Annotated in this window: 11 protein-coding genes and 3 pseudogenes; 3 read left to right on the forward strand and 11 right to left on the reverse strand. The window is 66.7% G+C overall.

Annotation, left to right across the window (positions count from 1 at the left end; all coding sequences use genetic code 11):
* Positions 1 to 8: 8 nt before the first annotated feature.
* On the forward strand, positions 9 to 1,118 hold the full coding sequence (ugpC, locus tag VNM24_10050) for a sn-glycerol-3-phosphate ABC transporter ATP-binding protein UgpC (GenBank protein HWQ38935.1): 1,110 nt from the start codon (positions 9 to 11) through the stop codon (positions 1,116 to 1,118).
* A gap of 69 nt (positions 1,119 to 1,187) precedes the next feature.
* Here ugpC and VNM24_10055 read toward each other — a convergent pair whose 3' ends face one another.
* From VNM24_10055 to def, 11 genes and pseudogenes are all read right to left on the reverse strand, one after another.
* Complete coding sequence (locus VNM24_10055; GenBank protein ID HWQ38936.1) at positions 1,188 to 1,484, reverse strand: SemiSWEET transporter; 297 nt, start codon at positions 1,482 to 1,484, stop codon at positions 1,188 to 1,190.
* The gene (glk, locus tag VNM24_10060; protein ID HWQ38937.1) at positions 1,481 to 2,446 is read right to left on the reverse strand and encodes a glucokinase; all 966 of its coding nucleotides are present in this window, start codon (positions 2,444 to 2,446) and stop codon (positions 1,481 to 1,483) included. Before glk ends, VNM24_10055 begins: the two co-directional genes overlap by 4 nt.
* A 20-nt stretch (positions 2,447 to 2,466) precedes the next feature.
* On the reverse strand, positions 2,467 to 4,467 hold the full coding sequence (tkt, locus tag VNM24_10065; protein ID HWQ38938.1) for a transketolase: 2,001 nt from the start codon (positions 4,465 to 4,467) through the stop codon (positions 2,467 to 2,469).
* A gap of 115 nt (positions 4,468 to 4,582) precedes the next feature.
* A pseudogene (locus VNM24_10070) lies at positions 4,583 to 4,750 on the reverse strand (helix-turn-helix domain-containing protein).
* A 291-nt stretch (positions 4,751 to 5,041) separates the two neighbouring features.
* A pseudogene (locus VNM24_10075) lies at positions 5,042 to 5,464 on the reverse strand (sigma 54-interacting transcriptional regulator).
* 3 nt (positions 5,465 to 5,467) lie between these two features.
* Positions 5,468 to 5,842: pseudogene (locus tag VNM24_10080) on the reverse strand (response regulator).
* Positions 5,839 to 8,058, reverse strand: coding sequence for an ATP-binding protein (locus VNM24_10085; GenBank protein HWQ38939.1), 2,220 nt, complete (start codon positions 8,056 to 8,058; stop codon positions 5,839 to 5,841). The pseudogene VNM24_10080 and the gene VNM24_10085 overlap by 4 nt, the downstream one beginning before the upstream one ends.
* A complete protein-coding gene (locus VNM24_10090) occupies positions 8,031 to 8,612 on the reverse strand; it encodes a DUF4390 domain-containing protein (protein HWQ38940.1) in 582 nt (193 codons plus the stop codon). Before VNM24_10090 ends, VNM24_10085 begins: the two co-directional genes overlap by 28 nt.
* Entirely contained in the window at positions 8,578 to 9,837 is a 1,260-nt protein-coding gene (rsmB, locus tag VNM24_10095; protein ID HWQ38941.1) for a 16S rRNA (cytosine(967)-C(5))-methyltransferase RsmB, read from the reverse strand. Before rsmB ends, VNM24_10090 begins: the two co-directional genes overlap by 35 nt.
* A 6-nt stretch (positions 9,838 to 9,843) precedes the next feature.
* Positions 9,844 to 10,776: a methionyl-tRNA formyltransferase gene (gene fmt, locus VNM24_10100; protein ID HWQ38942.1), complete on the reverse strand. Its 933-nt coding sequence runs from the start codon at positions 10,774 to 10,776 to the stop codon at positions 9,844 to 9,846.
* 22 nt (positions 10,777 to 10,798) lie between these two features.
* Positions 10,799 to 11,302, reverse strand: a complete 504-nt coding sequence (gene def / locus VNM24_10105) for a peptide deformylase (GenBank protein HWQ38943.1) — start codon at positions 11,300 to 11,302, stop codon at positions 10,799 to 10,801.
* Between the two features lie 124 nt (positions 11,303 to 11,426).
* Between def and VNM24_10110 the strand changes: the two genes are divergently transcribed.
* Positions 11,427 to 12,521, forward strand: a complete 1,095-nt coding sequence (locus VNM24_10110; GenBank protein HWQ38944.1) for a LysM peptidoglycan-binding domain-containing protein — start codon at positions 11,427 to 11,429, stop codon at positions 12,519 to 12,521.
* A gap of 28 nt (positions 12,522 to 12,549) precedes the next feature.
* Complete coding sequence (dprA, locus tag VNM24_10115; GenBank protein HWQ38945.1) at positions 12,550 to 13,617, forward strand: DNA-processing protein DprA; 1,068 nt, start codon at positions 12,550 to 12,552, stop codon at positions 13,615 to 13,617.
* The last annotated feature ends 13 nt before the right edge of the window (positions 13,618 to 13,630 follow it).

Genomic DNA, 13,630 nt, shown 5'->3' on the forward strand with positions numbered 1-13,630 from the left:
GACGTCTCATGGCCGCGCTGTCCATCCGCAACGTGCACAAGGCATTCGGTCCGGTCCGGGTGCTCAAAGGGATCAACCTCGAAGTCGAGTCCGGCGAATTCCTGATCCTGGTGGGCCCTTCGGGGTGCGGCAAGTCCACGCTGCTCAACATGATCGCCGGCCTGGACACCGTGACCGCGGGAGAGATCTGGATCGGAGGCAAGCTGGTGAACAAGCTCTCGCCCAAAGACCGCGACATCGCGATGGTATTCCAGTCCTACGCGCTGTATCCGACGATGAACGTGCGCCAGAACATCTCCTTCGGCCTCGAAATGAGAAAGGTGCCCAAGGAGGAGCAGCGACGCATCGTCGAGAAGGTTGCGAAGATCCTCCAGATCGAGCATCTGCTCGAACGCAAGCCGTCGCAGCTCTCCGGCGGCCAGCGCCAGCGCGTGGCGATGGGACGCGCGATTGCGCGCGACCCGCAGTTGTTCCTGTTCGACGAGCCCCTGTCCAACCTCGACGCCAAGCTGCGGGTGGAAATGCGCATGGAGATCAAGCTGCTGCACGAAAAGCTGCGCGCCACCATCGTCTACGTAACCCACGACCAGATCGAAGCGATGACCCTGGGCAGCAAGATCGCCGTCATGAAGGAGGGGGAGATCCGCCAGATCGGCACGCCGCAAGAGGTCTACGACGATCCCGCCGATCAGTTCGTGGCAGGGTTCATCGGCTCTCCGTCGATGAATTTCCTGCCCACTCGCGTCATCGAGCGCGACGGCGGGCTGGGACTGGAAATGCGCGGCAGCGCGGGCGACTTCGTGCTTCCCGTGCACCGGCAGGCCGGGAAGCTGCGCGCCTGGGTCGGCAAGGAGGTCGTGCTCGGCATACGGCCCGAGCAGATCACCGACGTGCAGCAGTCGCGCGCCGATGGCGAGGTGCATCGCCAGCGCCTCAAGCTCGAACTCACCGAACCAACCGGTCCGGACACCCTCGCCTTCGTGCGGCTGAACGAGGTCAACGTCTGCTGCCGCGTGCGCCCGGATCAGTGCGCGCCAGCCGGACAGGTGATGGAGTTGCTGTTCGACCTGTCCAAGGCGGTGTTCTTCGAGCCCGGCTCCGAGAAACGGATCGCCTGAGGCGCAGCGTCCACCTCGCCTGCCGCACGGCGCGCCAGCTGTGAGGAGCCGGATTGGCGGAGCCACCTTCTACGGAAGCGTGATGTCGTCGTCGCGCGGGCGATGGCGTGCATAGCGGATCTTCAGCGCGATGATGGTCAGCGCCAGGACCAGGGTGACGACATTGGCCAGAATGATCGGCAGCGATCCGATCAGCAGGCCGTAGACGAGCCACAGCGCGACTCCGGTCGAAAAGATCAGAAACGTGCGCAACGACACGTCGCGCCCCGACCGGGTGGCGTAGATCTTCAGCAGCTGCGGAACGAAGGCGAGCGTGGTGAGTATCCCGGCCGCCAGGCCGATCCATTCGATGTAACGCGGATTCATTCTCCGCCGTCGAACACGCTGGCCAGTCCGCGCAGGGCCAGCGTCTGAGCCAGGATCACGTACGTCGGAATGGCGCGCAGGTACGCGCTGAAGCGGCCTTTGCATTCGAAGCGCGCGCGAAACGGCGAACGCCCGAAGTAGTCCCCCAGCTTGGGAACGATGCCACCGCCGATGTAGAGGCCGCCGCGCGCCCCCAAGGTGACGGCGAGATTGGCCGCGGCGGTTCCGAGCATGGCGCAGAACATCTCCAGAGTCTGCACGCAACGCGCCTCGCCGCCCCCCAGCGCCTGCCGGGTGATCTGCGCCGGGTCGGCGAAAGCCGGCCGCGCCCCGTCGAGCTCGCACAGCGCGCAATAGAGATTGAGCAGCCCGGGACCGCTCACCAGGCGCTCGGTCGACACGTGCTCGCCGAAACGCCGGCGCAGAACCCGCAGCACGGCGTCTTCGCGTTCGCTCATCGGACTGAAGGCGGTGTGTCCGCCTTCGCCTTGGATGGCGAGCCAGCGGCGCCCGTGCGGCAGCAGACCCGATACCCCCAGCCCGGTGCCGGCGCCGATGACGCCGATCGCCGCGCCGGGCACGGGCGCGCCGGCACCGATCTGCTGCTTTTCGGTGTCCTTCAGCAACGGCACGCCAAGCGCGAGCGCGGTGAAATCGTTGATCACTTCGAAGCGCCGCAGCGCCAGGGCCCGGCGCGTCGCCTCGATGGAGAAACCCCAAGGACCATTGGTGAGCCGAACGAAGTCGCCGGTGATCCCGGTGGCCACGTCGAATGCCGCTTCATGGACGACAGGGCAGCCTGCGTCGGCGAGATAGCGACGCACGGCTTCCACCGGGCCGGGAAAATCGGCGCACAGCAAAGTGCGCTCGTGCTGCGGCTCGATGCTGCCCGCCGCCACCAGCGCAAAGCGCACGTGCGTGCCGCCGACATCAGCGACGAGCCGGGGAGGTGGCTCGGTCATGACCAGGCCACGCCGATGCGCTAAGCCCCGAGCACGCTGTGCACCGCAGCCGCCACGGCCTCGGCGGTGAAACCGAAATGCTTGAACAGCTCGCCGGCCGGGGCCGACTCGCCGAAGCGGTCGATGCCGACCACCGCACCCTTCAGACCCACGTACTTACGCCAGAAATCGGTCACGCCTGCCTCCACGGCCACGCGCGGCAGGCCGACGGGCAGCACGGCCGCACGATACGCCGCGTCCTGGCGGTCGAAGACGCTGGTACACGGCATCGATACCACGCGCACCGCGACCCCTTGCTGCGCCAGCAGTTGGCGCGCCTCCATGGCCAGTGCCACTTCGGAGCCGGTCGCGATGATGATCGCCTGCGGCCGTTCGGCATCCGCAAGCACGTAACCGCCGCGCCGAATGACTTTGAGCTGCTCCGGCGAACGGGCCTGATGCGGGACGTTCTGGCGCGTGAGTAGCAGACTGGTGGGCCCGTCGCGGCGTTCGATGGCGGCAATCCACGCCGCCGCGGTCTCCACCGCGTCGCACGGACGCCAGACGTCCATGTGGGGGATGTAACGCAAGCTCGCCGCGTGCTCGACCGGCTGGTGGGTGGGGCCATCCTCGCCCAGCCCGATCGAGTCATGGGTAAAAACGAAGATGCTGCCGACTTTCATCAGCGCCGCCAGCCGCAGCGCGCTGCGCGCGTAATCGGAGAACACGAGAAACGTCCCGGCATAGGGGATGAATCCGCCGTGCAGGGCGAACCCGTTCACCGCCGCGGCCATGGCGAACTCGCGCACTCCGTAGAAGACGTAGTTGCCGCCGGCTTCGCGCGTCACCGGCCTGGAACCGGACCACATGGTCAGGTTCGAGCCTGCGAGGTCGGCCGAGCCGCCGATTAGCTCCGGAAGCGCCGGCCCGAACGCCTCGAGCGCGTTCTGCGATGCCTTGCGCGTGGCGATCTTCTCCGCCTTCTGGCCCAGGTTGGCGAGCAACGCCTGGGCACGTTCATTCCAGTCCGGCGGCAGCCGGCCGTGCATGCGGCGCGTCAGTTCCTCGGCTTCCTGCGGATAGCGGCGCGAATAGGCGCGCAGCTTCTCGTTCCACTGCGCTTCGAGCTGGGCTCCGCGGCCGCGTGCGTCCCAGGCCCGGTAGATTTCCTCCGGAATCGCGAACGGCGGATGGTGCCAGCCCAGGGCCGCGCGCGCTGCGGCGACCTCCTCCTCGCCAAGGGGCGCACCGTGGGCCGCGCCGGTGTTCTGCTTGTTGGGCGCGCCCTTGGCGATCACCGTCTTGCAGCACACCAGCGAGGGTTTATCAGTGACCGATCGAGCCTCGCGAATGGCGCGGTCCACCGCGTCGAAGTCGTGCCCGTCCACGCCGTCGATGACGTGCCAGCCGTAGGCCTCGAAACGCTTGTGGGTCTCGTCCGAGAACCACAGGCTGATATGCGCCTTCTCGGAGTCGATGGAAATGCCGTTGTCGTCGTAGATCACGATGAGCTTGCCCAGTCCGAGCACGCCGGCGAGCGAACAGGCTTCGTGCGAGATGCCCTCCATCAGGCAGCCGTCGCCCGCAAAGACATATGTATGGTGATCGACGATGTCGAAGCCCGGCCGGTTGAAGCGGGCGGCGAGCAGCTTTTCGGCCAGCGCCAGACCCACGGCATTGGCCAGCCCCTGGCCCAGTGGTCCGGTGGTAGTCTCCACGCCCGGCGTCACGCCGTACTCGGGATGACCGGGCGTTCGGGAGTGCAGTTGCCGGAACTGGCGCAACTCCTCGATCGGCAGGTCGTAGCCGGTGAGGTGCAGCACCGCGTAGAGCAGCATTGAGCCGTGACCGTTGGAGAGCACGAAGCGGTCGCGGTTGAACCATTGCGGATTGGTCGGATTGAAGCGCAGGTGATGGCGCCACAGGACCTCGGCAATGTCGGCCATCCCCATGGGCATGCCGGGATGTCCGGAGTTCGCCTTCTGCACCGCGTCCATCGCCAGCGCGCGAATGGCATTTGCCAGTTCGAGTCTTGTCGCCATTGCCTGCCCTGAGAGGAGGAACACAAGGACCCCGCGAGCGGGATCGCAGTGTCCGCGATTCTAGCGCAGCAGCGCTGGCAGACCCCCGCGATGCCGAGGCGGCAGGACCTGGAACCTAATCGTCGCTGCGCCGGGGCAGCTTCACGCCGAGTTGCCTCAGCTTGCGGTACAGATGCGTGCGCTCCATGCCCACCCTGGCCGCCACGCGACTGATGTTGCCGCCTTCGCGCCCGAGGTGGTATTCGAAGTAGATGCGCTCGAATGCGTCGCGCGCCTCGCGCAGTTCGCGGTCCAGCGGCAGAGACAGCGCGGCGCTGGGCAGCGGCGCCTCCAGCGTGGCCAGCGCATGCGTTACATCGGCGAGGCCGATCTCGGCGCCGCTGGCAAGTTGAGCGCAGGTCTTGACGACGCTTTCGAGCTGCACCAGGTTGCCGGGCCAGTGGTAGTTGCGCAGCGCGTTCAGCGCCGCTGTGTTGAAGCTGCGGGGCGGCGATTCCTTGGCCTCCACGACCCGCGCAAGGATCAGGCTGGCGAGTTCTGGCACGTCTTCGGCGCGCTCGCGCAGGCTGGGAACGCGCACGATGAGTCCGGCGAGCACTGCATAGAGCCGCGGATCGAACTCGCCGGCCGCGATGCGATCCGGCAGCGACGCCGAGGTGGCCGAGAGCACGCGCACCGCGGCTTGCTCCAGCCGACCCATCTCCTGCAGCAGGCGCAGTTGCGTTTCGCGATCGAGTTCGTGCACAGCGCGCAAGAACAGCACGCCTTCCGCGGCGCGCTGCGGCAGCGTCTCGGCCTCCGCGAGCAGCCTCGCCCCATCCTCCGGAGCGACCCACGGCGTGTTGGGCGCGTGCAGGTGACGCGCGCACAGTTCCGCCCCGGCCCCCGGCTCGGCCACGAACAGCACCGAGGTGCGCAACCCCTTCAACCGCTCTAGCTGGGAGCGCAGCCTTTCCACCGCCAGCGATTTGCCCACTATGACCAGCGCCGGTGCCACCGGGCCGCGAGTGGCGCCCTGCCGCAAGGCCGAACCCACGGTCGCCAGCAGCTTCTGCAATGCGATCGGTTTTTCCAGAAAGGCGTAGGCGCCGATGCGGGTCGCTTCCACGGCGGTATCGATGGTGCCGTGGCCGGACATCATGACCACGGGCATGGTGAGCTGGCCGGTGGCGGCCCATTCCTTGAGCAAGGTCACGCCATCGGTGTCCGGCATCCAGATATCAAGCAGCACGAGATCGGGCCGCGAGCGCGAGCGCAACTGGCGAGCTTCCTGAGCATTCTGCGCCAGTCGCACCTGGTGACCTTCGTCACGCAGGATCTCGGAGAGCAGCTCGCGGATGCCGACTTCGTCGTCGACGACCAGGATCTGGCTCACTGGTTGATCGCCTTGGGCGCGCTCGGCGCTATGGCCGAGGCGCGCGGCAGCACGATTTCGACGCACGCCCCGCCGCGGGCGGAGTTGGCGACCGAAATCGTCCCATTGTGTTCCTCGACGATCTTCTTGACGATCGCCAGCCCCAGGCCGGTGCCCTTGGTCTTGGTCGTCACGTAGGGCTCGAACAGGCGGCCGATCAGCGCTTCGGGAAAGCCGGGGCCGTTGTCGATCACGCTTACGCGCACCCCGCCCTCGATCGCCTGGGTGCGCACCGTCACCCGCGGCACGGAGCTGCCGACGACCGCGTGTTCCGCGTTCTGCAGCAGGTTGTGGATCACCTGCCGCAGCTTGCCGGAGTCGCCAGCCACGGAAGGCAAACCCGGCTCCAAGTCGGGCACGAGCTGCATGCGCGAAGCGGCATACAGGTCGAGCACCTCGCGGATCAGCAGGTTCAGATCCACCGGCCGCAGGTCCGGCTCGGGGGAGCGGGCGTAAAGGCTGAAGGCGTCCACCATGCCCTTGAGCGCGGCCACCTGGTTCACGATCGTCTGTGTCAGGCGGCGCAGCAAGTCGGCTTCGGCAGCTTCGAGCCGACCCGCGAGACGGTGCTCGATGCGTTCCGCCGAAAGCTGAATGGGCGTCAACGGATTCTTGATCTCGTGCGCCAGCCGGCGAGCCACCTCGCCCCATGCGGCATAGCGTTGTGCCTGCAGCAGATGCGTGATGTCGTCGAACACCACCACGCAGCCCAGTTCTCCGTCGGACGCAAGGCTCGATCCACGCAGCAGCAGGACCTGCTTGCCGGTTTGCGTGTGGACTTCGATCTGCTGCTCCCAGGAACCGCCGCGCGAGCGCGCAAACAGCGCCTGCGCGGCGCGCCCCACCCTGGCCAGGCGCGGTGCAGCGCTGTCCCACTGCTCGGCCACGGTGCCGACCAGCGATCCGAGTTCCATGCCCAGAATGCGCTCGGCGCTGCGGTTGGCGGCGCGCAGCCGGAATTGCGCGTCGAACGAGATGACGCCGGCCGACAGATTGGCGAGCACGCCCTCGAGGTAGGCCTTGGCGGCGGCGAGTTCGTCGCGATGGCGTTGCGCAGCGGCCTGCGCTTCAGCGAGCTGGCGCGTCATGGCGTTGAACGACTCGGTGAGCACGCCCAGTTCGTCGTGGGCGCGCACCGGTGAACGCTGACTGAAGTCGCCCTGCGCCACCGCGCGCGTGCCGGCGGCCAGGAATCCAAGCGGAGCCGAAAGTCTCTCGCTGAACATGATCGCGAGCAGCAACGCCGAGAGCAGCGCCAGCCCCAGCGAAAGAGTGAGCGTCAAGGTGTACAGGCGCTTCAGTCCGCCGCGCGAGAACGACAGCTCCTGGTAGTCCCGATAGGCTTCCTGCACCATGGCCGCGTCGCGCGCCAGTTGCGGGGCAACCGGGTGCATCAGCTGCAGCGCCAGTGTGCGACCCGCGCGATCGTTGACCGGTACGACCACCCGCAGGTGCAACTCACCCGGACCCGCTTCTTCGATTGCCGAATACGGTCGCTGCATGCGCACCTGCCGCAGCACCGTGGGCGATGGCAGCCTGGGCATCAACTCCTTGGGATCCACGCTGGAAAAGGCGAGGATGGTGCCGTCGCCCGCGAGCAGGGCCGCCTGGTGCGCCGCGGCTTGCTCGCGCAGAAGATCCAGCGCCGCCACCTGCCTGGCGCCGCCCTGATCGGCGAGCGCTAACGCCATCGTGTCGGCCTTGGCGCGCAGTTCGCGCAGCCGCGCCTCCAGCGTAAGGCGCCCGAGGCTCAAGCCGCCTTCGAGCGCCTTGTCGACCCGGACATCGAACCAGGATTCGATGGAACGCGCCAGGAACTGCACTGAGACCGCGTACACCAGCACGCCGGGCAAGACGGCGACCAGGGAGAACAGCAACGTTAGCCGCAGCGTCAGCTTGGAGCCGAAGACGCGCGCGCGCACCCGCCGCCGCAGCACCAGGAGCTGATAACCCACGAGCAGCATCAGCACCACCATCATCGCCACGCCGAGCCCGAGCAGCAGCGGCAGATCCTCCGCGAACAGGCTCGTGTTGGCGCTGGCGGTCGACAGCAGATAGAGCATCGACGCACCCAGCCCGAGCGCGACCGCAGCCAGCAGACGCATGCCTCGTGTCATGAGCAGCCGGCGCAACCGGCGCACGCTCTCCTTCATGGCGTCAAGGTCCAGCGATACCATTCGGAGGCGAGGCTCCAATCACGCGACGCCAACGCGTCGATCTGGAACGGCTTGGGCAGCTGCTTGGTGTCCAGCGCCATGCGGATCTGGGCCTCGTAGACCCTGCCGCTGACCAGCGCGTCGGTGTCGAGCACCCGCCGCCGGCTGAAGCGACCCAGCAGCGCGAGCGCTTCTTCCAGCGTATCGAAGCTCTGGTGAAGCGAGTCGATACTCAGCCGGTACTGGCGCGTGAGCGCGTTGTAGGCCAGGCGATAGCGCTGCTCGTGGGCAACGATGCGACGGTTCCACAGGTACAGGGTATACCAGCGCGGATAGATGACCTCGAACTGCACGACGAAATGCAGAGCCACGCCGCGAACCAGCGCCTCCTCGAGCGTCGAGTTCAGCTCGACTTCGAAGTTCGCCGAAAGATAGTACTCGCCTGCATTGGCGACGAGTTCCGCGGACTTGACGTGAATACCTTGCCCGGCCGAATTGAACGACCACAACAGCGCCAGCACACCGAGCAGCCGAGGCAGGTCAGGCCTTTTCCAGTAGGGCGTGAAAGAAACCATCGTGCTCTTCAGTGGGGAGCAGCAGTCCGCCGCCGGCGCAGGCGGGGGGAAGGAGGCGGGCGTCGGGATGCCGCGCCGTGAAACCCTCGATCTGCGTCTGACTCTCCTCTCTGAAGATCGAGCAGGTGACGTAGAGCAATTTACCACCGGGGCGCACGACCTGCCACAACGCGTCCAGCAGCGCGGACTGTTGCGCGCAGAAGCGCGCAATGTCGTCCGGGCGCCTCAACCACTTGATGTCGGGATGACGGCGCACTACTCCGGAGGCCGAGCAGGGCGCATCGAGCAGGACCCGGTCGTACGGCCTGCCATCCCACCACTGCGCCGGCGCCGCCGCGTCGGCTACGCGAACTTGCGCCGCAAGGCCCAGGCGGGAAAGATTCTCTTCGATGCGCGCCGCGCGCAGCGGATCGCGATCCAGCGCGAGGAGATCGATGTCGGCGAGCTCCAGCAGATGCGCAGCCTTGCCTCCCGGCGCGGCACAGGCATCCAGCACGCGCATCCCGGCGCGCGCTTGGAGCATGGGCGCCGCAAGCTGGGCGCCGGCGTCCTGCACCGAGACCTCGCCTGCGCTGAAGCCGGGCAACCCCTCAACTGGCACCGGCTGCGCCAGAATCACGCCCGATTCCCCAACCGGTCTGGCATCCATCGATGCGGCCTTGAGCTTTCTCAGGTAGTCCTCGCGCGAGATGCGGCGGCGGTTCACGCGCAGGCTCATGGGCGGTTGTGTATTTCCAAGCTCGAGTACGGCGGCGGCCGCAGCGCCGAGTTCCTGCTGCAGGCGCTCGATCCACCAGCCCGGGTAGGACCAGCGTGCTTGCGGGTCCTGTTGCGCGGAGGCGCGGATCTGCGCGCAGCGGCGCTGGTAGGCGCGCAAGATGGCGTTCGCGAAACGCTTTTGTGCGGCACCCCCGAGCGCGCCCGCGCATTGCACGGCTTGATCGACCACTGCGTAAGGCGCTTCCGGTGTGTACTCCAGCTGATAGAGCGCGACGTAGAGCAGGGCCGACAATCGTGCATCCTTCGGCGGGTAGGGCGCCAGCATCGCCAAGGCGAAACGCAGGTAGCCGAGCTGACGCAGCGTGCCGTAGGAAAGCGCGCGTGCGGCCCGGCGCTCAGCATTGGCACCGAGCGTGGTCTCCGCGTCTTCCAACGCAACCGACAGGTTGCGCCCGGCGAGCACGCCCGCGACAGCTTCTGCGGCTAGGCGTTGCGCATTGAACACGATCGCTCAAGCACCCAAACGCATTCCCGGCGCGAGCCGGTGACCGCGCAGGAACTCCTGGGCCCGCAGGCGTCGGCCCCCTGCTCGCTGCAGTTCGCTGATCGCCAAGGCGTCGGTCCCACAGGCGACGACGATTCCTCGCTCGTCGAGCGAGACGATCTGTCCCCCGGTTGCGCCAGCGGGCAGGGAGGCCAACTGCGCCGACCAGATCTTGATCCGCTCGCCGTTGAGCGTGGTTTGCGCGCCGGGAACCGGATTGAAGGCGCGTATCAGGCGTTCGATGGATTGCGCCGCACAGCTCCAGTCGATGATGGCTTCTTCGTTGGCGATCCTCGGTGCATAGGTCGCACCGAGCGCCGCTTGCGGGCGCGGCTCGATCCGGCCGGCCTCGATATCCTCCAGCGTCCGGATCAGAAGTCGGGCGCCCAGCGCCGCAAGCCGGTCGTGCAGCGTACCCGCCGTGTCCCGCGAGCTGATCGCTACCCGCTCGGACAGATACACGGGGCCGGTGTCAAGACCGGCGTCCATGCGCATGATGCACACGCCGGTCTCGGAATCGCCCGCGAGCAGCGCGCGTTGAATCGGTGCCGCACCGCGCCAGCGCGGCAGCAACGAAGCGTGGACGTTGATGCAGCCGCGGACAAAGAGATCGAGAACGGCTTGCGGCAGGATTTTGCCGTACGCCACCACCACCATGGCGTCGGCACCTGAGGCGCGCAGGCGCGCCAGCGCCGTTTCGTCTTTCAGCGTCGGAGGCTGGAACAGCTCGAGCCCGTGGCCTCGCGCGAGCGCTTTGACTTCGCTGATGGTCTGGGTCATCCCCCGACCGGCAGGTCGATCCGGTTGAGTAAGCACCAACACTATTTCGTGGCGGCTGGCGATCAACGCCTGTAGGGCGACCGCGGCGAAGCCAGGCGTTCCGGCAAACACCAAGCGCATCGCTAGAGGGGCCGCGCCGCGCTCAAAGGACTACGCGCTCCGCCTTCCTGAGCTTCTTGACGATGCGTTCGCGCTTGAGCGGCGAGAGGTATTCGACGAAGACCTTGCCGGCAAGATGATCCATCTCGTGCTGGATGCAGATCGCCAGCAGCCCGGACGCCTCCATTTCGAACGACCGGCCTTGCTGGTCGAGTGCACGCACGCGTACCCACTCCGCGCGCGTGACTGTCTCGAATACACCCGGCACGGACAGGCAGCCTTCCTCGCACTCGGTCTGCCCACGTGATTCCAGGATTTCGGGGTTGATCAGCACCAGCAGGCGATCCTTGGTTTGCGAGATGTCGATCACGATCACCCGCAGATGGACATCGATCTGGGTGGCAGCCAGCCCGATACCTGGCGCCGCATACATCGTTTCGGCCATGTCCGCGACCAGCGCGCGAATCTCGTCGTTGACTTCGCGCACCGGTGCCGCGACTTTGCGCAGTCGCGGATCGGGATAGCGAAGGATAGGGCGCAATGCCATAAATGCTTGCTAATTTAATAGACTATATGCAGAATTTAAACCAAAGTATTTGATTGCTGCGGGAACCGCAGTTCGTCACGCACGATGACGCGCCATCGGCGCAACCAAGAAACGGGGGCCTAGGATGGGCAAGAACATTATATCGGCGGCACTGGCTGTGCTCTGCATCTCGTTCGCCGCAGCACAGGACCAAGTGACGCCGGACAGCGAACCGATGCAGGCGGCGCCGCAGGAGGCTCCCGCGCTGGTCGAAAGCCCGCCTTCGCGATACGTCGTGGTGAAGGGCGACACTCTGTGGGGCATTGCCACGCGTTTCCTGCGCGATCCATGGCGCTGGCCCGATATCTGGGGGCTGAACCGGGACCAGATCAAGAACCCGCACTGGATCTACCCGGGCGACGTCATCGTTCTTGACCTGTCGGGCGCCACCCCGCGGCTGCGCTTCGAAGGCGACGGCGACTGGCAACTGCTCGTCACGCGGCTGCGGCCGCGCATACGCACTCAAGGTCTGCCGCCCTCGGCGATCCCGAGCATTCCGGCGGCCAATCTCAACGCCTTCCTGACCCGGCCGCTGATCGTGGCGCCGCACGAGCTCGCTTCCGCGCCGCGGATCATCGCAGCGCAGGAGACACGCGTTGTCCTCGGGCCCGGCGACACGGCCTATGCCCAGGGTCTCGTGCCATCGAAGGGCACACGCTATCACGTCATTCGACCGGGACGGCGCTTCGTCGATCCTGACACCCGGGAGTTGCTGGGCCTCGAAGCCCAGTACCTCGGCGAAGCAGGCGTGCAGGAGTTCGGCGAAGTGAGCACTCTAAAGATCGTGGGCGCCGTGCAGGAGATCGCACCGGGCGATCTGCTGGTCGACGCTCCGCCGACGAGCGCCGATCCCTACATGCCGCGAGCACCGCAGAGCATGGTGAGAGGAAAGATCATCGCCGGACCGAGCGACGCCGTCTCCGAGATCGGACCGCAATCGGTCGTGGTGCTCAATCGCGGCGCGCGCGACGGCCTCGAACTGGGCCATGTCCTGGCCATCCTGCGCGCCGGCGAGCGAGTGCAGCCGGCCGGGGCAACCAATGCCAGGGCGCGGGTGAAATTGCCGGACGAGCGCTACGGGATCGTCTTCGTGTTCCGGGTGTTCGACCGTCTGTCCTATGCGTTGGTGATGAATACCACTCGCCCCGTGCACGTCAACGACATCATCCGGACGCCCTAGAGTCAGCGGTCTTGCGGAGCATGCTCACGTGACGGAAACCGAGGCGTGGCTGCGCCTCGGACTCGTCTCGGGCGTGGGCCCGGTAGCCTTCCGCCAACTGCTATCCACGTTCGGCGAGCCCGAAGCGGCGCTTGGCGTCGGCGCTGGCGAGCTGCGCCACCTGGTCGGCGAAGAACTGGCGAGCGCCATCGCGCGCGGTCCCGATCCAGCGCTGCTCGATGCGACCCTGCAATGGCTGACCGTCCCGGGGCATCGACTGCTCACTTGGGCGGACGCCGATTACCCTAGACGACTGCTGGAAATCGCCGATCCGCCTCCGCTGCTGTTCGCAAAGGGTCAGTCATCGCTGCTGTCCCGCGCCGCGATCGCGATCGTGGGCAGCCGCAACGCAACCGCGTCGGGAGCCGCCAACGCCGAGGCATTCGCCCGCGAGCTGGCCGACAGCGGACTTACCATAATCAGCGGGCTTGCACTGGGCATCGACGCAGCCGCGCACCGGGGCGGACTGAGTGGCGCTGCCAGTTCCATCGCGGTGGTCGGCACGGGCCTGGACATCGTTTATCCAGCGGGCAACCGCGTGCTCGCGCACCAGATCGCCGAGCGTGGTCTGCTGTTGTCCGAGCTGCCGCTGGGAACCAAACCGCTCGCGGGAAACTTTCCGCGCCGCAACCGCCTCATCAGCGGCCTGGCGCAGGGGGTTCTGATCGTGGAGGCCGCCCTGCACAGCGGCTCGCTCATCACGGCGCGCTTCGCGCTGGAACAAGGGCGCGAAGTGTTCGCCGTTCCCGGCTCTATCCACTCCCCGTTGTCCAAGGGATGTCATCTGCTCATCAAGCAGGGCGCCAAGCTGACGGAGAGTGCGCGCGACATTCTCGAGGAGCTGCAAGTTCCATTTCGTGCTCCGGACATCGGCCCCGCGCGCGGCAACTCCGATTCCGAGTTGCTCGCCGCAATGGGCTATGACCCGATTGATCTCGACACGCTGTGCGCGAGAAGCGGCTTGACGGCGGAAACGGCTTCGGCGATGCTGCTGACACTAGAACTCGACGGCCGGATCGAACGCTTGCCGGGCGGAAAGTTCCAGCGCATACACTAGCTTGAGCGGGCGC

It is taken from the genome of Burkholderiales bacterium (genome assembly GCA_035560005.1).
Classification (GTDB): domain Bacteria; phylum Pseudomonadota; class Gammaproteobacteria; order Burkholderiales; family Eutrophovitaceae; genus DASRFY01.

Coding starts and splice junctions, on each gene's coding strand:
- ugpC (HWQ38935.1), top strand. CDS start 9: ATGGCCGCGCTGTCCATCCGCAACGTGCACAAGGCATTCGGTCCGGTC.
- VNM24_10055 (HWQ38936.1), bottom strand. CDS start 1,484: ATGAATCCGCGTTACATCGAATGGATCGGCCTGGCGGCCGGGATACTC.
- glk (HWQ38937.1), bottom strand. CDS start 2,446: ATGACCGAGCCACCTCCCCGGCTCGTCGCTGATGTCGGCGGCACGCAC.
- tkt (HWQ38938.1), bottom strand. CDS start 4,467: ATGGCGACAAGACTCGAACTGGCAAATGCCATTCGCGCGCTGGCGATG.
- VNM24_10085 (HWQ38939.1), bottom strand. CDS start 8,058: ATGGTATCGCTGGACCTTGACGCCATGAAGGAGAGCGTGCGCCGGTTG.
- VNM24_10090 (HWQ38940.1), bottom strand. CDS start 8,612: ATGGTTTCTTTCACGCCCTACTGGAAAAGGCCTGACCTGCCTCGGCTG.
- fmt (HWQ38942.1), bottom strand. CDS start 10,776: ATGCGCTTGGTGTTTGCCGGAACGCCTGGCTTCGCCGCGGTCGCCCTA.
- def (HWQ38943.1), bottom strand. CDS start 11,302: ATGGCATTGCGCCCTATCCTTCGCTATCCCGATCCGCGACTGCGCAAA.
- VNM24_10110 (HWQ38944.1), top strand. CDS start 11,427: ATGGGCAAGAACATTATATCGGCGGCACTGGCTGTGCTCTGCATCTCG.